The sequence below is a fragment of the Nocardia sputi genome (assembly GCF_023501985.1).
Map to the genome: position 1 here is coordinate 293,202 of NZ_JAMFLC010000009.1, position 19,121 is coordinate 312,322.

Below are 19,121 nucleotides of genomic sequence, written 5' to 3' on the forward strand. Positions count from 1 at the left end.
GGCCGTGGCGAAGACGACAGTCGTCATCGCCACCCGGAACCGGGCTTCGGAATTGGCCCGTACCTTGACGGAGTTGTGCGCGCTGCGCCCGCGTCCCCCGATCGTGGTGCTGGACAACGCCTCGGTCGACGACACCGCAGGCGAGGCGGAGGCATTACCGAATGTGAAAGTCCTCCGGCTGAACCGCAATCTCGCGGCGGCGGCGCGCAATCTCGGCGTCGCGCTCGCCCGGACGCCGTACGTGGCTTTCAGTGACGACGACTCCTGGTGGGCCGCCGACGCGCTGCCCGAGGCAGAGCGGGTGCTGGACGCCTATCCGCGGCTCGGTCTGGTAGCGGGACGCACGCTGGTGGGTGCCGACGAGCGTGACGACCCCGTCAACGAACTGATGGCGACCAGCCCGCTCGGGCATCATCCCGAGCTTCCGGGTCCGTCGGTGCTCGGCTTCCTGGCCTGTGCGGCGATCGTCAGGAGGGAGGCCTACCTGCAAGCCGCCGGATTCAGTCCGCTGCTGCATTTCGGCGCCGAGGAACGGTTGCTGTCGCTCGACCTGGCGGCCTGCGGGTGGGACCTCTGTTATGTGGCGCAAGTGCGTGCCCACCATCACCCGTCGGCGCGGCGACCGCCGCCCGCGTGGCGCAGGCGAGCCGAACAGCGCAACAACGCGTTGATCGCCTGGATGCGGCGGCCGCTGCGGCGGTGCGCGGCCGAGTCCGCGGTCCTGCTGCGCCGGGCGGCCCGAGACCCCGCGGCGTTGCGCGCGGTGGCGGGCTTCCTGGGCCGCCTGCCGTGGGCGTTGGCGCAGCGGCGCCGACTGCCGCCGGAGGTGGAACGTCAGGCCAGGATCCTGGAACTCGCCCACGGAAGGAAGTGACCGGATGGCCACGGAACGAATGACGGTCGTCGTCATCACTCGCGACCGGCGCGATCAACTGTTGGAAACGCTCGCGCACATGACCGCGCTCCCCGACGCGGCGCCGATCATCCTCGTGGACAACGGGTCGACGGACGGCACGGCCGACGCGGTCGCCGCGACCTTCCCCGCCGTCGACCTCATCCGCTCGCCGGAGAACCTGGGTGCGGTGGCCAGGAACATCGCGGTCGAGCGGGTGGTCACGCCGTATGTGGCCTTCTGCGACGACGACACCCGATGGCAGCCGGGCGCCTTGACCCGCGCCGCCGACCTGCTCGACCAGTATTCCGGCCTGGCTTCGGTGACCGGACGATGCCTGGTCGCGCCCGACCTGCACGAGGACCCGATCACCCCCGAACTGCGCGATTCACCGATCTGTGGGCCCGACTGGCTGCCGGGGCCCGCTCTGCTCGGTGTGATGGCGGCGCTGTCCGCCTTCCGGGTCAGTGCGTTCGAACAAGTCGGCGGCTTCTCCCCGCGGTTGTGGTTTGGCGGCGAGGAGGAACTGCTCGCACTCGACCTCGCGGCGCACGGCTGGTGGATGTGCTGGATCGAGGACATGCTGATCCATCACGAGCCCTCACCCGCACGTGATTCGACCCTTCGCCGGCGGCTCGGTATCCGGAACACCCTGTGGACGTTGTGGCTGCGCCGCCCGGTGCGAAGCGCCGCCCGGCGGACCGCCGTGGTGCTCGACTCGGCCCCGGCAGACCTGACGACGGCCGCGGCCGTCCTCGAGGCGGTGTGTGGACTGCCCTGGGTGCTCCGCGAACGAGAAGTTCTGCCGCCGCGCGTGGAGGAGGGCCTGGTCTTGCTGGAAGAATCCCAGCGCCGTTCCGTCGCCCGCCGTTACGTGGGCTGACGGGTACGACCACCGCATCGGTGCCCGGAGGGGTTGTGACCAGCCTCACTGTTGATTGCGGCAGCTCGGGGGAACCCCTGTTGACCAGCTGTTCCGATGCGGACGCGCAGGGCATCGGCGGGAGAATTCGGTGGTTTGTGTCGGTGCCGGCCGGAATACTGACCCGCGCCCGATGAGTTCGAGCAGCTGAAGCCGTCTCGACCACTGTGGCGCCGGGACGCGATTCGGTGACTCGGCGACGGGCCACGTATTCCAGCAACCGCCAACGTTTCCGGAGGTATCCGATGTCCGCCGAACCATCCGCTCCAGTCTCGGGAGGACGGACACCGATTGTCATCCGGGTGTTGGTGCTCGCGACGTTCGTGGTGATTCTGAACGAGACCATCATGATCAACGCGATCCCGCGGCTGATGGGAGACCTCTCGATCACCGACCGGGCGGCGCAATGGGTGTCGACGGCGTTCATGCTGACGATGGCGGCGGTCATCCCGACCACCGGCTGGTTCCTGCAGCGTGTGACCACTCGTCAGGCTTACGCCGCGGCGATGGCCGTCTTCCTGGCAGGTACCGCGCTGTCGGCCGTCGCGCCGTCGTTCGCGGTGCTGCTGCTCGGCCGGATCATCCAAGCCTTCGGCACCGCGGTGATGATGCCGCTACTGATGACCACACTGATGACGGTGGTGCCCGAGCACGATCGCGGCAGGGTGATGGGCAATGTCACCTTGGCCATTTCGGTGGCGCCGGCCATGGGGCCGGTGATCTCCGGAGCGGTGCTGCAGATCGGTTCGTGGCGTTGGCTTTTCGTGCTGGTGCTGCCGATCGCGGGCGTGATCACCTGGCTGGGTCTGCGCCAGCTGGAGAACGTCGGTGAACCGCAGGCCGGGCAGATCGACCCGATCGGCGTGGCACTGGCCGCGCTCGGCTTCGGTGGGCTGGTGTTCGGGCTCAGCCGGTTCGAGAGCGGCCACCTCACCACCCCGGCGCTGATCGTCGCCGCGGGCTCGGCGCTCATCGCCGCGTTCGTGTGGCGTCAGTTGCGCCTGCAGCGCACCGGCACTCCGCTGCTGGACCTGCGGGTCCTGCTGTCGGGCACCTACACCAAGGCGCTGGTGCTGATGTCGGTCGCGTTCATGGCGATGCTCGGCTCGATGATCCTGCTGCCGTTGTACCTGCAGAACCTGCGTGGCCTGAGCCCGTTGGCCACCGGTTTGCTGGTGATGCCGGGCGGGTTGGCGATGGGTCTGCTCGGCCCGACGGTCGGTCGCCTGTTCGACCGGTTCGGCGGACGTTCGCTGGTGATTCCCGGTTCGGTCGGCATCGCCGCCTCGCTGGCGGGCTTCACGCAGATCTCGATGACCATGCCGTACTGGCAGCTGCTGGCCCTGCACATCCTGCTCATGGTGTCGCTGGCCGCGGCCTTCACCCCGGTCTTCACCCTCGGTCTCGGCGCTCTGCCGCAGCACCTGTACTCGCACGGCAGCTCCATGCTGGGCACCTTGCAGCAGGTCGCCGCGGCTTTCGGCACCGCCCTGGTGGTGACGGTGATGTCGGCGCGCAGCACCACGCTGGTTGCCGATGGCGTCGACGCCGTCACCGCCCAGCTCGACGGCATGCGTTTGGCCTTCCTCGTCTCCGCCGCCTTGGCGCTGATCGTGATCGTCATGGCGGTGCTGTTGCCGAGCCGGGCCGCCGCCCCCGTGGAAGCCGAGGAACCGGAGACCGCGACGCCCGAGCTGGTCAAGGGCTGAACAAGGTTCGGCACCACCGAGCCCGGCCGCATCGCGCGGATTCCGGGGTCGTTGCCACAACGCCGTTCGACTGGCTTCCGCCAGGAACTCGGCTGAGCGCTCGGCTGGTCTTTCCAGCCGAGCGTTTCGCGTAGGCGGCAATCGTGCGCGGTGACTTCGTTCGCATGTTCGGGAGGGACGGTGCCGGTCGGTAGACCTCCGCGGAGGCGATCGCTTCGACGCGCGAGGTGGTGACCACGCTCACGCCGTCGCGGGCCGGCCACGGAAAGAGAAGAGCGAGCGTCCGCCGTAAAGGCACCACACGGCGATGACAGGGTCGCAGATGGCGCAGCCGAGGGACGAGTCGTGGGCGAACGGGATGATGGGGTTGCCCTCGAAGTGGTGCAGTAGATCCCAAGCGGTGTGCACGAGCCACGCGATCCCGATGAAGGTCCAGGACTCCAATCCGCGGTAGGCGCAATACGTGACGACGGCGGTGAAAGCGAATTCCCAGCCGCCGAATCCACCGCCGCTGAGGTAAGCGGCGCCCGCGCCCGCGACCATGACGGCATTGAAACGGCGGCGCTGGGGCTCGGGGATGGCCGACATCGCCAGCGCGTAGAGGACGCCAATCAGCACCGGCGCGACATACATCATCTTTCGCTGATCTCCTTGTGTGACAGCCCCTTCGGGATTCGAACCTATCCAGCCGATCGATGGCCTCCCAGAGACATTCATGCCAGGTTCCACCGGGAATTCGCCACCACCAGTGGTTCTTCTCGGGTTCCGAAAGGGGTGTCCGGGAGTACGAAGACGACCGGTGGTCGCGGTCACAGGCCGATTGAGGGCGGCATGGGCGGGTATGCGGCGGATGTCAGCCGACTAGTGAATGGGAGGTATGCGATGCCGGACCATCAGACCGGACCGCGAGAAGCTGTCGAGGGTGTCGTCGAGGACGTCAAGGGGAAGGCGAAGGAAGCCGCCGGCGTCATCACCGGTGACCAGGACCTGAAGAAAGAGGGTCGCGCGCAGCAGGACAAGGCCGAATCCCAGCGGGAGGCGGCGCGCAAGGAAGCCGAGGCCGAAAAGGCCCGGGCGGAAGCGGATCTCGATGAGGCGCGCCAGAACGCGTACGAGAGCGGGAAGGACGTCTAGTTCCCGGTGCGGAATTCGATGCGGCGGTGGGGCGCAACGCCCCCTTCCCGGTCGGCGACGAATCGTCGCCGACCGGGCCGCCGACCACTCCGCGGAGGAAGAGCTCGCGGTCAGCGGCGCGCACCCGGTGCCGAGCACAAGGTGAGATCCGCTCATCGCGACGACGAAGCGCGCTCGCTCAGCAGTTGCTAGGTGCGGGCACACCCTTGAAGCGCGCTTCCAGCCAGGCCAGAGCCGACGGCATCCCGAGCACCGCGGCGGACAAATGGTCTGGGCTGAGGAACTTCTCGTATTGGGCTTGCACGCCCGCCTCACAGTAGCGCCGGAGCGTGTGGTCGACCGACTCCACCGGAATCAGCGCGTCGTGCTGTGCGCGCCACTGGAATACCGGCATGGCCGGGATATCGGCGGAGAGTTCCAGACTGTTCTCCTCGAGCACGCCGCGCGCGCGCTGATCGCTGGCGAGCGAGTTCGATGCCGCGACGTCCACGATGGCGCGACCGGCGCCGACCAGCAGGATCTCGTTGGTGCAACTGTCGGCGATCCGGTCCCGGACCGACAATCCGACCGAGTTCAGGTGTTCGCTCACCGGCAATCGCGCCGGGTACTCCCGCTCCAATCCGATGGCGGCCGCGAAGGCGAGCCCGAACGCCGCGTGCGGCGCGTAGCCGATGCCCTCGATCATCTTGACCAGGTTCGTCGGCACCCCGCCCGCGGCGACGCCGACGAGCGGCAGTTCCGGCGCGTAGGTCGGCGCGAGCGCCGCCGCCCACGCGCTCGCCATGCCTCCGCCGGAGTAGCCGAGCATGGCGACCGGGCTGTCGGCCAATCCGAGTTCGGCGACCCGCCGTGCGGCGCGGATGCCGTCCAGGGTGATCATGCCGCCGAGTTTCGCCGCGCCGTAGGCGCTGGTCGGCCCGAGATGGTCGGGGAGAGCGACGGACCAGCCGCGCAGCAGCAGAGCGTTGAGGGCGGGCGCTTCCCGCACCTCCAGACTCGGGTCGCTGGTGTAGAGCACGCGGGACACCGCGCACCGGGTGCCGAGTCCGTTGATGATGTGCTGATAGGACAGCAGCGGCCCACCGGGGGCGGGATTCGGCGGGGTCAGCACGGTGGTGGTGGCCGCGATCGGCTCGCCCGCGGAGTTGGTCGAGCGGAACTTGATCATCGTGACCGTCGCGCCGGGGAAGGCGAGTAGGCCGGGCATCGTCCGTACCGCGAGGACGTCGCCGGGTGCGGCGCGGTCCAAGCCGGCCGGAGTGGCGTAGAACGGATCGGGATCAGGTGCGGGATAGATCGGTTGAGCTGTGGCCTGCGGTGTGATCGCACAGAGCGCGGCCGCGGCGGTGGCGATGACCAATCGAAGCATGGCTTTCGGCGACTCCCATTCATCACGACGTGCTGTTTCGTAACGCTGGTGTGCTGAAGTCTTATGCTCCGAAGACCGGTCGCTGCGACCGATGTCCGGACCTGGACACTCTAGGGGACGATCGGAAAAAGCCGAGGTAGCCGCGCCGCTCAGGGACGGCGGGGCGCTCTGCTCGCTCGTCGGCTACCGTGGCCCGGTGCTTCTGCTGGTCGTCGGCGTGGTCCTGCTCGGTGTGTTCGCGGTGCGATTCTGCAGGGACCGCAGGCGGCTGGGGCACGGTGTGTATCTGCTACTCGGGACGGCGTTCGTCGGCGCATGGGCGGTCGACCGGCTTGCCGACGACGATCTTCCGGTGGTGCTCGCGCCACTGCTCGTGCTCTTGTCGCCGCTGTTGGTGCTGGTGCTCGCCGGGCTGTTGATCGCCAACGGCGCGCAATTGGTGCGCCGTGAGGGGTGGCGTATCCCGAACCTGCTGCCGTTCGGGCTCGGCATCGCGCTCTTGGCGCCGTATGTCGTACTGGCTCTCGCCCTCTCGACCGAGAACTTCTGGTTCGTGGTCCTGCTGGCCTCGCTGACTACCGCGATCGGCTACATCGGGTTCCTGTTCGCGGCGTTTCTGCTGTACACGCTCTGCTACGGCCTGCTGCCCTATCGCCGCGGGATGGAGGCGATCGTCGTGCACGGCGCCGGGTTGGTCGAGGGCGACGTGCCGCCGCTGTTGGCCGCGCGCCTGGATCGGGCGCTCGAGGTCTACGGCGGCGAGGCAGAGCGGGGGCGCGCCCCGCTGCTGATCGTCAGCGGAGGTAGAGGATCCGACGAGGAGGTCTCCGAGGCGTCGGCGATGGCGGAGTACCTGATCGACCACGGCGTGCCGGAATACCAGGTGGTGCTGGAGGATCGGTCGGGCACCACCGAGGAGAACCTGCTCTTCACCAAGCGGCTGCTCGGCGAACGCGGCGCGGCCGCGCGAATGGTGTTGGTGACAAGCAACTTCCACATCCTGCGCACGGCGATCCTGGCACGCCGCCTGGACCTCGATGCCGAGGTGACGGGTGCCGAGACCGCTTTCTACTACCTGCCGAGCGCGTTCCTGCGCGAGTTCGCCGCGCTGTTGGTGGCCTACAAATGGACCAACGTGGTAGCGGGTGTTGCCCTGGTTTCGCTTCCGGCGCTCGCCCTGCTCGCCACCCGGGGCTGAACTCAGCCGCCGAAGCTCTTGTGCGGAACGCCCACGGTCAGGCCGCCGTCGATGACGAACTCCGCTCCGGTGGAGTACGACGATTCGTCGCTGGCCAGGAACGTCACCAGGGCGGAGACCTCGGCCGGGTCGGCGGCGCGGCCGAGCGGGATCTGCAGGAAGTCCTCGGGGATGTTCTCCGTCATCGGGGTCCGGATCAGGCCGGGGTGCACGGAATTCACCCGGATCTTGTACTGCGCCAGCTCGAGCGCGGTGGACTTGGTCAGCCCGCGCACGGCGAATTTGGTGGCCGTGTAGCCGTGCAGGCCCGGGCTGCCGCGCATGCCCTCGACGGAGGAGATGTTGATGATCGAGCCGCCGCCCGCCTCGATCATGGCGGGCGTGGCGGCCTGCATGCCGAGGAACGTGCCGGTCAGGTTGATGTCGATGATGCGCTGCCATTCGGCCAGCTCGAACGCGACGAGCAGGTTGCCGTTCACGATGCCTGCGTTGTTCACCAGGACGCTCAGCGACCCGAACCGCCCGACCGCCTCGCCGACGGCTTTGCGCCAGTCGTCCGGCTCGCGCACATCGAGGTGGACGTAGGCGGCGTTGTCGCCGAGTTCCGCGGCGACCGCGGCGCCCTCGTCGTCGAGCACGTCGCCCAGCACGACTCGCGCGTCCTCGGCGATCAGCGCCCTGGCGTGCGCCGCGCCCATGCCGCGCGCTCCGCCGCTGATCAACGCCACCTTGCCGGTCAACCGCCCCATGCGGGGTACCTCCGTCTCTCGAACCTTGCCTGCAACACGTTACAGAAGTGCACCCCTGTGTCGGCGCGTTCGCGACAGTAGCGCAGGCTCGCGACGGGGCGTAAGTGCCCATGTCATCCTGTGGCGGCGGATAGTTTCATGATGCGTTGCCGTACCCGACCGGCGTCTGCGCCCTCTGGTTCGCGGCATGTGTCATGATCGTATAGAACGTGTTCTAATTATTGTCCTCCGTGTGACCACCTGGGAGGTGCGCCATGACGGACATCGGCCGAAGTGTGACGCGGTTCGGCGGACGTTTCCGGGTGCCGGATATCGCCGAGGTGCCCGGCGGCCGCCTGATCGAGCTGGCGGGCCGGGGCCGGACCTACGTGGTCGACATCCCCGGCCCGCCGAACGCACCCGCGCTGGTGCTCCTGCACGCCACCGCCTGCACCGCGTACCTCACCTGGTTCCCGTCGCTGGCGGCGCTGGCGCGGCGGTACCGCGTGATCCTGTTCGACCAGCGGTGGCACGGCCGTGGCATCCGCTCCGAGCGGTTCACCCTGGAGGACTGCGCCGACGACGTGGCGGCCGTGCTCGACGCGCTGCACGTCGAGCGGGCCATGTGCGCGGGGTTCTCGCTGGGGGGAATCGTGAGCCTGTTGGCCGGACGCCGCCATCCGGAGCGAGTGAGCGGTCTGGTGCTCTGCGCGACGCCCTATCGGTTCCGGGAGAAATGGCGCGAGCACGCTTTCCACCGAACGTTCGGCGCTCTCGCCGCCGCGGTGCAGCCGTATTCCTACCGCCGTGCCGAGAAGCTCGCGGGCGGTCTGCCCGAGCTTCCGGAGATCACATGGACGCCTGGGCGACTGAACCGCTGGGCACTCGGCGAGTTCCGCAGCACCAGCGGATGGGCGCTCACCCAGGTTCTCGCCGTGGTGGGGCGCTTCGACGCGACCGCGTGGCTGCGGGAATTGACGATGCCGACGGCCGTGGTGGTCACCACCCGGGACCGGGCTGTTCCCGTCTATCGGCAAGTGGAGATGGCGACCATGATCCCGGGGGCGAGTATGCACCTGGTCGCGGCCGGGCACGCGTCGTGCGTGCTCGAGGCCGACCGGTTCGTGCCCGTGCTGCTCGAAGCCTGCGAGACCGTCGCCGCGAAGATCTGAATCGCCCGGCTGGGGCGGCCCTGTCCGGCGGCGGTGGCGAACAGGGTGGCGGCACTCAGCCGGATTTCCGCGCCGCGGAAAGCAATTCGTCGACCACGCCCGAGACGGCGTCGGCGAGCGCGGCGATGTCGGGCACGAGTTCCTTGCAGGCGATGAAGCCGAAATTGAGCTTGTCGTTGTTCGACAGCACGGTCACTGTCAGGCCCGCTCCGTGGAACACCGGCCCGAACGGGTACATCCCGTCGACCCGGACACCGAGGAAGTACAGCGGCATCGGCGGGCCGGGCACATTGGACACCACGAGGTTGTGTACCACCGGGTGCATCTCGGCCAGCTTGAGTGAGGAGTACATCCGTGCCGCGAGCCGGAAGGTGTTCGGCGGGGCGTACTTCGACCAATCCTGCAGGAAGTCCGCACCCATCGCTTCGTGCTCTTCCTTGGCGCCCCGATTGTTCTCTGCCACCTCACGCAGGCGTTCCACCGGGTCGGCGACGTCGGTGCCGAGCCGCGCGAAAAGCGTGGACACCTTGTTCACCCCCGCCGTGTGCCGGGTCGACTCGTGTACCGACACCGGAACCGACGCGATGAGCGAGCGGTCGGGCAACTCGTCGCGCTCCGCCAGATAGGCGCGCAACGCGCCGGCGACCACGGTGAGCACCACGTCGTTCACCTTGACGCCGAACGCGGAGCGGATCTCCTTGATGGCGTCCAGTTCGGCGTCGGTGAACGCGACCGCGCGGTGCGGCGTGATGGCGAGATTGAACGGCGTGCGGGGAGCGGAGAACGGTATCGCCATGCCCGCCTTGTTCTCGCGGCGGCGCTGCGCGAATCCGGCGACCACGCCGACCGTCTTCGGCAGCATGCCGACGATGCCCGCTCTGGTCGGGAACTTCACCACCGCTTCGGCCAGCAGTTGCCAGTCGCTGGGTTTGTGTTCGGGCCGCCACTCGTCGTCGGGCACGGTCTTCGTGACTCCCGGCTCCGGATCGCACAGGTGCATCATCAGGTTGGCGCCGGTGATCCCGTCGACGGCGGCGTGGTGGTATTTGCAGATCACCGCCACCTTTCCATCGTCGAGACCCTCCACCACGGACATCTCCCAGAGCGCGCGGTCGCGATCCATGGGACGGCCGGCGATGTCGCCGACGAGTTCGGCGAGTTCGCGGCGCCCGGCCGGCGCCGCGATAGCGATCCGGCGGACGTGGTAGTCGAGATCGAAGTTCTCGTCCTCCACCCAGACGGGATGGTCGAGGTTCAGCGGCACCTCGTACACGCGGCGGCGCATCTGCGGAATGAGCGGTAGTCGCCGGGCTAGTTCGGCTTTGAATTTCTCGAACGAGTAGTCACCCGACGACGGGTCGAGGATCAGCAGCGCGCAGACGTGCAGGTGCTGGGTCCCGGTTTCCAAGTAGAGAAAGCTGGCATCCAATCCGGTCAATCGTTCCATAGCCAAAGACTACTAGAACACGTTCTAGTTTTGTGCCGGAAACGGCCGGTGTGGCCACTGTCGCGAGTCGTGTCACCGTACAGCGGGCTGCGACCGATTTGTGTGTTACTGAAAGTTCTATATATGTGTATGATCCTTGCTACGGACACGTAGGAATCGCGCGAGGGTGCGACGCGTGAGGATCGAGGAGTACCGATGCAGTTACTTCGCAGGGCAGGCCGACGGCCCGAGACCGACCCCGGCGCGGTGGCGCTGCACGCCCGCAACGTGCGATTCGATTGGGCGGGCACGCCGCTGCGCTGGATGCCCGCCGAGCCCATCGCCTCGCACCTGATCAACGCGCTGAACCTGCTGCTGCCCGAGGGTGAGCGCATGTTCTGCGCCACGTACACGGAGGCGCTGCCGTACGTGCGGGACGAGAAGCTGCGTGAGGCGATGCTCGGATTCATCGGCCAGGAATCGATGCATGCCGAGACGCACGACAAGGTGCTGCACGAGGTGCTCGCCGTGCACGGCATCGATCCGCAGCCCTATCTGCGTCAGGCCGAGTACCTGTTCCGCCGGACGCTCGGGCCGAGGGAGATCGGCGGCGTCGCCGAACGGCAGGTGATGATCGAGCGGCTGGCCTTCATCGCGTGCCTGGAGCACTTCTTCGCCTACCTGGGCGACTGGATACTCAACGCGGATCTGGAGCGATTCGGCGCCGACCCGCGGATGGCGGATCTGTTCCGGTGGCACGGTGCGGAGGAGGTCGAGCACCGGCACGTCGCACACGACGTGGCGGTGTACTTCGGCGCCGGATACCTGCGGCGCGCGGGATTGATGCTGCTGGTATTCCCGATCTTCCTGACCTTGGTGGTGCGCGGCGCCAAGTTCATGGTGCACCAGGACCACGAACTGCCCGACCTGGGTTATCCCCGGCTGCTGGCGCGGGTCCTGGGCGCGATGTGGCGCGGCGCGTTGCCCGGCGTCCCCTCGCTGCTGTGGAGTGCGGTGAGCACGTTCAAGCCCGGATACGACCCGGAGACGGTGGGGTCCACCGCGCAGGCGGTGGCATATCTGGCCAAATCTCCGGCGGCGCAGGCGATCGCCTCGTGAGGCCGCCCGTTCCCGGTCGGCTGCCCGCGGACCTGTTCGGCAAGCGCGATCGCGATCGCACCGTGCGGGTGCTCGACGCGGTGGCCTCGGCGCGACTGCGCTGGACCACCCTGGTCAACCGGCGGTATCCGCGTCCGAGAGTGGACGACCGGCGGCTCGCGCTGGTGGTCACCGAGCGGCGGATCGAGGCGCACGATCAGGACGTGGTGAGCCTGCGGCTGGCCGCCGCCGACGGGCGCGCGCTGCCGCCCTGGCGGCCCGGCGCCCACCTCGACCTCGAGCTGCCTTCCGGCCGCCTGCGGCAGTACTCGTTGTGCGGCGATCCCGCGGACGTGCGCGCCTACCGGGTGGCGGTGCGGCGCATCCCCAATGGCGACGGTGGTTCGGTAGAAGTGCACGACCACCTCCCGGTGGGGTCGCCGATCGTGGTGCGCGGCCCGCGCAACGCGTTCCCGTTCGCCGTGCCGGGCTACGGATCCGCCGCTTCCCGCCTGCACTTCGTCGCGGGCGGCATCGGGATCACGCCGATCCTGCCCATGGCCAGGCTGGCGCACCGGCTCGGGGTCGAGTGGTCGATGGTGTACACCGGGCGCAGCCGGGACGCTTTGCCGTTCCTGGACGAGCTCGCGGGCTTCGGCGGCCGCGTCGTCGTGCGCACCGACGACGAGCACGGGCTTCCGGACGCAGGCGCGCTGCTGCCCGCCGTCGAGCCCGACACCGCGGTTTACTGCTGCGGCCCCGCGCCGATGGTCACCGTCATCGCCGAGGCCGTGCGCGCGACGCCGTACGTGGAACTGCACTCCGAGCGGTTCTCGCCGCCGCCGATCGTGGACGGCGAGCCGTTCGAGATCCAATTCTCCTCCACGGGGGAGGTCGTCGAAGTCGGCGCGGATCGCACCGCGCTCGACGTCATCCTCGCGTCCCGGCCCGACCGTGCGTACTCGTGCAGGCAGGGCTTCTGCCGCACCTGCAAGGTCCGCGTGCTGGCAGGCGAACCCGACCACCGCGACAGCGTGCTCACCGACGCCGAACACGAGGCGGGCGAGATGCTCGTCTGCGTCTCGCGCGCCCAGGGCGGGCGCCTCGTGCTCGATCTGTGACCCGACCTTCCGCTGCCAAGGAGAATCCCGATGACCACCACCGAAACCTCAGCGCTCGCGGCTACCGAACGAACCGTGCGCAGCGGCGAATTCGATATCGCCGTATACGAGTACGGCGACCCGTCCGCGGAAACCATCGTGCTGGTGCACGGCTGGCCGGACACCCATCACCTCTGGGACGCGGTCGTGCCGCTGCTGGCCCGCCGCTTCCACGTCGTCGCCTACGACACCCGCGGGCATGGGCGCTCCACCCGCACCCGGCGCACGGCCGACTTCCGGCTCGATCGCCTCGCCGCGGACTTCTACGCCGTCGCCGACGCGGTGAGCCCGGACCGCCCGGTGCACGTGCTCGCCCACGACTGGGGTTCGGTGCAGGTGTGGGAAGCGGTGTGCGAGCCTCGTGCGGCCACCCGGGTCGCGTCGTTCACCTCGGTGTCGGGGCCGAACCTCGACCACGTCGGCAAATGGATCCGCCATCGGCTGTCGCGTCCGACGCCGCGCAACGTGTGGCAGCCGTTCACTCAACTGCTGTCGTCGGCCTACACCTTCTTCTTCATGACACCCGGGCTGCCGCGCGCCGCCTTCGGCCTGCTGGGCACCGAAAACGTTTGGCGGCGAGTCGTCTCGATCATGAACGAGACCGCGCCGTCGAACGTGCGTCTCGGTCCCACCTTCCGCGCCGACCTCGTCGACGGCCTGCTGATCTACCGCGCGAACATCGTGCGGCGCGTGCTCGCCCCACGCGAACGGCACACCGAGGTGCCGGTGCAGCTGATCGTCGCCGGGCGCGACATCGCCGTACGTCCCGCGGGATTCGACGACGAACACAAGTGGACCGAGCGGCTCTGGCGGCGAGACGTACCCGCCGGGCACTGGATGCCGTTCTCGCATCCGGAGCTGCTGGCCACCGCGACCACGGAGCTGATCGACACGCTGGGCGGCGCGGCAGCGCCCCGGACCTTGCGCCGCGCCGAAGCGGGCCGCACCGCACGGTCGTTCGAAGATCAGCTGGTGGTCATCACCGGTGGCGGCAGCGGCATCGGCCGTGCGACCGCGCTTGCCTTGGCCCGTCGCGGCGCGGAGATCGTGGTCTCCGACATCGATCCGGCGGCGGCGAAGGAGACCGCCGAGCTGATCGCCGCCGAACACGGTGTGGTGCATGCCTACCCACTCGACGTCGCCGACGAAGACGAGATGCGGGCGCACGCCGCGACGGTGCTGGAGAACCACGGCGTCCCCGACATCCTGATCAACAACGCCGGGATCGGACAAGCCGGTGCATTCTTCGAGACCTCGGCGGCCGACTTCGACCGGGTGCTGCGGATCAACCTCGGCGGTGTGGTGAACGGCTGCCGTGCCTTCGGGCCCGCCATGGCCGAGCGGGGCCTAGGCGGGCACATCGTGAACCTCTCCAGCATGGCGGCCTACAGTCCGCAGCAGGGATTCAGCGCGTATTCCACCAGCAAGTCGGCGGTGTTCATGTTCTCCGACTGCGTACGCGCCGAATTGGCGGCTCGCGGGATCTCGGTGCACACCATCTGCCCGGGCATCGTGCACACCGATATCGTGGCGCGCACCCGGTTCTCGGGCGTCAGCGCGGAGGAGGAGAAGCGCAAACAGGAGCGCTACGACAACCTCTATCGGATGCGGCGTTACGGCCCGGAGAAGGTGGCCGAGCAGATCGTGCGCGCCCTACAGCGGAATCGCAGCATCGTGCCGGTGACGCCGGAGGCACACCTGCAGTACCACTTCGGTCGGCTCGCGCCCGCCGTCGTCCGGTTCCTGGCGGCGCGGGTGAAGCTGACCTAGTGCCGCGTCCGGATAGGTCGCTGCGGTAACCGTGTGTCGTGTCGGCCTGGCGTGTTGATCGGGGATCCTGCTGCTGAAGGTGGTGCCGGTGGCTCGGAGGCCGGATGTGTTCGTCGGAGGTCGATGTAACGGTTGCCGGCTGTGCTGACACTGAGCCTTCTGAAGCTATCCGCTTGGAAGGAGACTCCATGTACGACCCCCCGTTGCCCACGTCCGCAGAAGCAGCCACCGCGGCGGCGGGCTCCGGCCCACGCGGCGGCGGCGATGCCGAGCAGCCCTGGGCGCTTCGCATGCTGGAAAGCCGGGTGTCCGGACGCTGGGCGGTCACAGTCGCGATCGTGCGAATCGTGGTCGGCGCATTCTTCGTCCTCGCCTCCACCTCGAAGTTTCCGTTCTCGAGTTACTACGAGGAAGAAGCGGCCGCGTTCGTGGAGTGGGGCTTTCCGGATTCGGCCCTGATCGTCATTCTGGTCGGCCTGCTCGAGTTGGGCTGCGGGGCGCTGCTCGTCCTCGGCCTCGGTGCCCGCCTGGCCGCTGCCGGGCTCGCGGCCACCATGGTGGGCGCGATCTGCACCGCCGGGATACAAGAGGGCGGCTACTTTCACCTCGGCCTCGCGCCGGCAATGCTGCTCGTCGCGCTCGCTCTGACCTGGACCGGAGCAGGCCCGGCGTCATTGGACTCCCGTGTGGCCGTGAAAGTGGGGGGCAAGCGATGAACTATTCCGGTGTAGCCGACCCGAGCAACACGTTGGTGCGCGTGGTACCTGCCGAGGCGAAGGACCTGGCTGCTGCCGCTGCCCAACTGCTGGTGGATTTCAACCGGGAATACAACGATCCCGCCCCTGATCCGGCGTGGCTGGCTGATCATCTGTCGACGTTGATCGCGGGCGGAGACACCAGTGTTCTACTCGTCGGTGATCCGGCGGTCGCAGTGGCTGTACTTCGGTTCCGGACCAGTACGTGGTCGGCGAATTCCGAAGCCTATCTCGCCGAGTTCTACGTGATTCCGCCGCTGCGTGGACGCGGCATAGGCTCAGAGTTCCTGATGGCGATTCTCGATCACGCCCGCGAACGCGGGGCGACATACATGGATCTGACCACCACCGAGGAAGACCGCGCCGCACGCCGCGTCTATGAGAAACACGGTTTCGATTGCCACGAAGGCAAAGGCCGAGGGCCTGTTTCGCTGTACTACGAACTCGACCTGGACTGAAATGAACGGGCATCCGTTCTCACGACCGGATTGCCGGCTTCGACTTCGGGCCGCACTCAGCGAAGCCCGGCGGCCCTCTCGCCTCGCACGCCTGGAGACACGGATGTCGAAATGGAACGACACAGAGGAAACCGTCCTGCTCGCTGGCTTGCGGAACGGTGATGCGGCCACGTTCGAGCTCGTCTTGGACAACTGGTCAGGTGGGATGATCCAGGTAGCGAGAAGTTACGTCTCGACCCACGAGTCGGCCTGCGAGGTGGTGCAGGAAACCTGGATCGCCGTCATCCGCGGCATCGACAAATTCGAAGGTCGCTCCTCGTTGCAGACTTGGGTGTACCGCGTCTTGGTCAACACGGCCAAACGCCGTGGTCTCCAGGAAGCTCGTAGTGTTCCGATGAGCTCTTTGGAAAAAGACACCGGACCCACGGTTGACTCCGCGTTGTTTCGACCCGAGGGAGAGCCGTACGCGGGTCACTGGTGGTCGCCGCCGACGCCGTGGCCCTCACCGGAGCAGGCCTTGCTCGACGACGAGGTGCGCGCGGTGATAGCCGCGGCGCTCGAACAACTGCCTGCTCGACAACGCATGGTGATCAACCTGCGCGATGTGCTCGGCTACGGGTCGCACGAGGTCCGCGAGATACTCGAGATCTCCGCGGCCAACGAGCGAGTATTACTGCATCGTGCGCGTGCTTTCGTCCGAGGACGACTGGAGGAGTACTTCGCCTCGGCCGAGAACACCCACCGGCGAATGAACAGGAAGGTGCCCTGATGGAGGCAATTCACTGCATCGACCTTGTCGAACGGGTCACCGACTTTCTCGAAGGCGCCCTGAGCGAGGACGAAGAGCGACGGTTCCTCGCCCATCTGCAGTACTGCGACGGGTGCGACCGCTATCTCGACCAACTGCGCCACACCATCAACGCGCTGAACCACCAACCCTCGCCCGGCCTGTCCAATGAAATGAAAAAAGCGCTGCTGGCAGAGTTCCGTTCCCAATCCTACTGAGCGCTTCATAGAACTCGCCCGCAGCACGCAAACTCAGGCCGTGACTGTTCGACGATGTCGTGGGACCGGGGTTGAAGTCGTGATCATCTGTCGCACGTACGATTCCGACACCTGCATCAGCTTCACGATCAACCCGACCGGCTGATGCTGCGCAGAGACCATCGCCACCACCGCTCACGCGCCCGAGAGCAACCGGCCACCCGGTGACAGTGACAGCATCAACCTTCCTGGACGCGGCACTAGGAAGCGGCGGTCCGAGCGAGTTCGGCCTCGATGGTGACGACTCGCTCGGCCTCGATACCCCACGGGTGCTCGACACCGACCCGCCGGTCCAGATCCCACAGCACGCATTCCTCATCCGGAGCGGCCACGAACGACCACGCCACCACCGTACGGCCGAGTTGCTCCGCCATGGTTCCGTGCGACTCGTCGGCAGGCCCGTCGCCTTCCGGGAAGTGGTGCAGGAAACGACCATAGGCTCTCGCGCAGAAATCGGCGTAGCGCTTGGTGCACAGGATCAACCCGTGCCATGCCTCGTCCACCGCGTGCGACGGCATACCGATCACCTGGTCGTCGCGCATGGCAGCGCCGCAGCAGAGCAGCCATTGCCGCAGGCCCGTGGCCACCAGTTCCCTTGACTGCCAAGGGCAGGTCTTGTACACGGCCTCGGGCAGTTCCAGCGCGTCGACGGCGGCGCGCACGGTCGCCAAGTCGATATCGTGCGCGGTGGGCCTGCGGAACCTGAAGTTCACCACAGTTCACTGTACGTGCGGCCGATCGGCCGCTACCGTTTTGACATGAGCGCACTCATCCTGTTGTTCATCCTGTTGATGGTGCTGCTCCTCGTGGCGGTTCCGATCATCGTCGTAGTCGTCATCATCCGCTCGCAGCGCAATCAGTTTCCGCCGCCGCCACCCTACGGTCCGTGGCGCGGCGGGTACCGGAGCGGAGGATATAACGAGGGGGGATCCAATGACCCGTTCTGGGCCGCCGGTGGAGCCGGATTGATCGGCGGATTCGACCAGCCGCACGGGGGTGGGCATCACCCTCATCATCACGGCGGCAGTTGCGGCGGTGGAAGCGGCAGCAGTTGCGGCGGGGGGAGTAGTTCCAGCTGTAGTGGCGGCAGCAGTTCCAGCTGTGGCGGCGGCAGCAGCTCGAGTTGTGGCGGCGGCAGTAGTTCCAGCTGCGGTGGCGGCGGATCCTGACGCACGATTTGACCTCAACTCATCTTCAGGTTTCATGCTGATCTTCGTTCGAGACAGCAAGAAACGACGGAGGATGAGTCATGCGGGTTGTGCAGGCCGTTGAGTTCGGTGGACCGGAAGTGCTCGTGGTGCGCGAGCTGCCGGATCCGGTGGCCGGGCCGGGAGAGGTGGTCGTCGATGTGGCCGCCGCGGATGTGATGTTCCTGGACACCCGACTGCGGAGCGGCTGGGGAACCGACTTCTTCGCCATCGAGCCGCCCTACGTGCCCGGCGGGGCGATCGCCGGCGTGGTGTCCTCGGTCGGTCCCGACGTCGATCCGGCGTGGGTGGGCAAGCGGGTGTCTACGCCGACCGCGGCCAGCGGCATCGGCGGCGGCTTGCCGATCGGCGGATACGCCGAGAAGGCGCTGGCCAAGGTGGACACGCTGGTCACGGTGCCCGAGGAACTGACCGCGGCCCAGGCCGTCGCGCTCGCACACGACGGCAGGACCGCGCTCGCGGTGTTCGACCGCGCCACCGTCCGGCCGGGGGAATGGGTCCTCATCACCGCCGCGGGCGGCGGGCTGGGCATCCTGCTGATCCAGCTCGCCCGTGCGGCGGGCGCGAACGTCGTCGCCGCGGCGCGTGGCGCCACGAAGCTGGAACTCGCCCAGCGGCTCGGCGCCACCGCGGTGGTCGACTACTCCGCGCCCGATTGGGCGGCGAAGGCGCGCGCCGCCACCGGGGGCGACGGCGCGCACGTGGTGCTCGACGGCGCGGGCGGCGCGCTCGGCGAGGCCGCGCTCACGGCGGTCGCGGACGGCGGTCGCTTCCTCGGATATGGCGCTGCCGCAGGCGAATTCGCGACGCTGGACCAGGAGGCCGCGCAGGCGCGCGGTATCAACGTCTACGGGCTGTTCGACATCACCGGCGCCGAGACCGATTGGCAGGCGCTCGCCCGGCGAGCCCAGGAAGAGGTCGCCGCGGGCCGCTTGGAGGTCGTCATCGGCCAGACCTTCCCGCTCGACCGAGCCGATCAGGCGCATGCCGCCATCGAGTCCAGGACGGCGGTGGGGCGCACTTTGTTAACAGTGTGAACAAAGCGGCGAACTGGACAATCGACGTAGTGCGCTGCCTG

Annotated in this window: 20 protein-coding genes; 14 read left to right on the top strand and 6 right to left on the bottom strand. The window is 67.9% G+C overall.

The window, feature by feature from the left end; all coding sequences use genetic code 11:
* Window positions 1-4 precede the first annotated feature (4 nt).
* From M8859_RS15480 to M8859_RS15490, 3 genes are all read left to right on the top strand, one after another.
* Entirely contained in the window at window positions 5-874 is an 870-nt protein-coding gene (locus M8859_RS15480; RefSeq protein ID WP_249644436.1) for a glycosyltransferase family 2 protein, read from the top strand.
* 4 nt (window positions 875-878) lie between these two features.
* Entirely contained in the window at window positions 879-1,775 is an 897-nt protein-coding gene (locus M8859_RS15485) for a glycosyltransferase family 2 protein (protein WP_249644437.1), read from the top strand.
* A gap of 284 nt (window positions 1,776-2,059) precedes the next feature.
* Entirely contained in the window at window positions 2,060-3,523 is a 1,464-nt protein-coding gene (locus tag M8859_RS15490) for an MDR family MFS transporter (protein ID WP_195070084.1), read from the top strand.
* A gap of 240 nt (window positions 3,524-3,763) precedes the next feature.
* On the opposite strand, the gene M8859_RS15495 is transcribed toward M8859_RS15490, so the two are convergent.
* Window positions 3,764-4,159 (bottom strand): DUF6010 family protein, encoded by a 396-nt coding sequence (locus M8859_RS15495; protein ID WP_195070085.1) that lies wholly within the window; start codon window positions 4,157-4,159, stop codon window positions 3,764-3,766.
* A 246-nt stretch (window positions 4,160-4,405) separates the two neighbouring features.
* Between M8859_RS15495 and mbp1 the strand changes: the two genes are divergently transcribed.
* A complete protein-coding gene (gene mbp1 / locus M8859_RS15500) occupies window positions 4,406-4,657 on the top strand; it encodes a microaggregate-binding protein 1 (protein WP_195070086.1) in 252 nt (83 codons plus the stop codon).
* A 178-nt stretch (window positions 4,658-4,835) separates the two neighbouring features.
* Here mbp1 and M8859_RS15505 read toward each other — a convergent pair whose 3' ends face one another.
* Complete coding sequence (locus M8859_RS15505) at window positions 4,836-6,026, bottom strand: lipase family protein (RefSeq protein ID WP_159928956.1); 1,191 nt, start codon at window positions 6,024-6,026, stop codon at window positions 4,836-4,838.
* Window positions 6,027-6,222: 196 nt separating this feature from the next.
* Between M8859_RS15505 and M8859_RS15510 the strand changes: the two genes are divergently transcribed.
* Window positions 6,223-7,224, top strand: coding sequence for a YdcF family protein (locus tag M8859_RS15510; RefSeq protein ID WP_159928954.1), 1,002 nt, complete (start codon window positions 6,223-6,225; stop codon window positions 7,222-7,224).
* A 2-nt stretch (window positions 7,225-7,226) separates the two neighbouring features.
* Here the strand turns inward: M8859_RS15510 and M8859_RS15515 are convergent, their stop codons facing one another.
* The gene (locus tag M8859_RS15515; RefSeq protein WP_159928952.1) at window positions 7,227-7,973 is read right to left on the bottom strand and encodes a glucose 1-dehydrogenase; all 747 of its coding nucleotides are present in this window, start codon (window positions 7,971-7,973) and stop codon (window positions 7,227-7,229) included.
* Between the two features lie 254 nt (window positions 7,974-8,227).
* On the opposite strand from M8859_RS15515, the gene M8859_RS15520 reads away from it, so the two are divergent.
* On the top strand, window positions 8,228-9,124 hold the full coding sequence (locus M8859_RS15520; protein WP_195070087.1) for an alpha/beta fold hydrolase: 897 nt from the start codon (window positions 8,228-8,230) through the stop codon (window positions 9,122-9,124).
* Window positions 9,125-9,179: 55 nt separating this feature from the next.
* On the opposite strand, the gene M8859_RS15525 is transcribed toward M8859_RS15520, so the two are convergent.
* Complete coding sequence (locus tag M8859_RS15525; RefSeq protein WP_249644438.1) at window positions 9,180-10,571, bottom strand: WS/DGAT/MGAT family O-acyltransferase; 1,392 nt, start codon at window positions 10,569-10,571, stop codon at window positions 9,180-9,182.
* A gap of 195 nt (window positions 10,572-10,766) precedes the next feature.
* Here M8859_RS15525 and M8859_RS15530 point away from each other — a divergent pair, with 195 nt between their 5' ends.
* The 7 genes from M8859_RS15530 to M8859_RS15560 all read left to right on the top strand — a co-directional run bounded on the left by M8859_RS15530 (window position 10,767) and on the right by M8859_RS15560 (window position 16,796).
* Entirely contained in the window at window positions 10,767-11,669 is a 903-nt protein-coding gene (locus tag M8859_RS15530; protein WP_159928945.1) for a metal-dependent hydrolase, read from the top strand.
* Window positions 11,670-11,689: 20 nt separating this feature from the next.
* Complete coding sequence (locus tag M8859_RS15535) at window positions 11,690-12,769, top strand: PDR/VanB family oxidoreductase (protein WP_372492912.1); 1,080 nt, start codon at window positions 11,690-11,692, stop codon at window positions 12,767-12,769.
* A gap of 30 nt (window positions 12,770-12,799) precedes the next feature.
* On the top strand, window positions 12,800-14,578 hold the full coding sequence (locus tag M8859_RS15540; RefSeq protein ID WP_249644439.1) for an SDR family oxidoreductase: 1,779 nt from the start codon (window positions 12,800-12,802) through the stop codon (window positions 14,576-14,578).
* Between the two features lie 188 nt (window positions 14,579-14,766).
* The gene (locus tag M8859_RS15545) at window positions 14,767-15,294 is read left to right on the top strand and encodes a DoxX family protein (RefSeq protein ID WP_249644440.1); all 528 of its coding nucleotides are present in this window, start codon (window positions 14,767-14,769) and stop codon (window positions 15,292-15,294) included.
* Window positions 15,291-15,791: a GNAT family N-acetyltransferase gene (locus M8859_RS15550; protein ID WP_195070090.1), complete on the top strand. Its 501-nt coding sequence runs from the start codon at window positions 15,291-15,293 to the stop codon at window positions 15,789-15,791. Before M8859_RS15545 ends, M8859_RS15550 begins: the two co-directional genes overlap by 4 nt.
* A gap of 103 nt (window positions 15,792-15,894) precedes the next feature.
* Window positions 15,895-16,560, top strand: coding sequence for an RNA polymerase sigma factor (locus tag M8859_RS15555; protein WP_195070091.1), 666 nt, complete (start codon window positions 15,895-15,897; stop codon window positions 16,558-16,560).
* Window positions 16,560-16,796 (top strand): anti-sigma factor family protein, encoded by a 237-nt coding sequence (locus M8859_RS15560; RefSeq protein ID WP_249644441.1) that lies wholly within the window; start codon window positions 16,560-16,562, stop codon window positions 16,794-16,796. Before M8859_RS15555 ends, M8859_RS15560 begins: the two co-directional genes overlap by 1 nt.
* Window positions 16,797-17,035: 239 nt before the next feature.
* Here M8859_RS15560 and M8859_RS15565 read toward each other — a convergent pair whose 3' ends face one another.
* Both M8859_RS15565 and M8859_RS15570 read right to left on the bottom strand, forming a co-directional pair.
* Window positions 17,036-17,548, bottom strand: coding sequence for a UCP032817 domain-containing protein (locus M8859_RS15565; protein ID WP_321212432.1), 513 nt, complete (start codon window positions 17,546-17,548; stop codon window positions 17,036-17,038).
* A gap of 302 nt (window positions 17,549-17,850) precedes the next feature.
* On the bottom strand, window positions 17,851-18,009 hold the full coding sequence (locus M8859_RS15570) for a hypothetical protein (RefSeq protein WP_195070093.1): 159 nt from the start codon (window positions 18,007-18,009) through the stop codon (window positions 17,851-17,853).
* A gap of 75 nt (window positions 18,010-18,084) precedes the next feature.
* Here M8859_RS15570 and M8859_RS15575 point away from each other — a divergent pair, with 75 nt between their 5' ends.
* The gene (locus tag M8859_RS15575) at window positions 18,085-19,080 is read left to right on the top strand and encodes a zinc-binding dehydrogenase (RefSeq protein ID WP_159930756.1); all 996 of its coding nucleotides are present in this window, start codon (window positions 18,085-18,087) and stop codon (window positions 19,078-19,080) included.
* Window positions 19,081-19,121 lie beyond the last annotated feature (41 nt).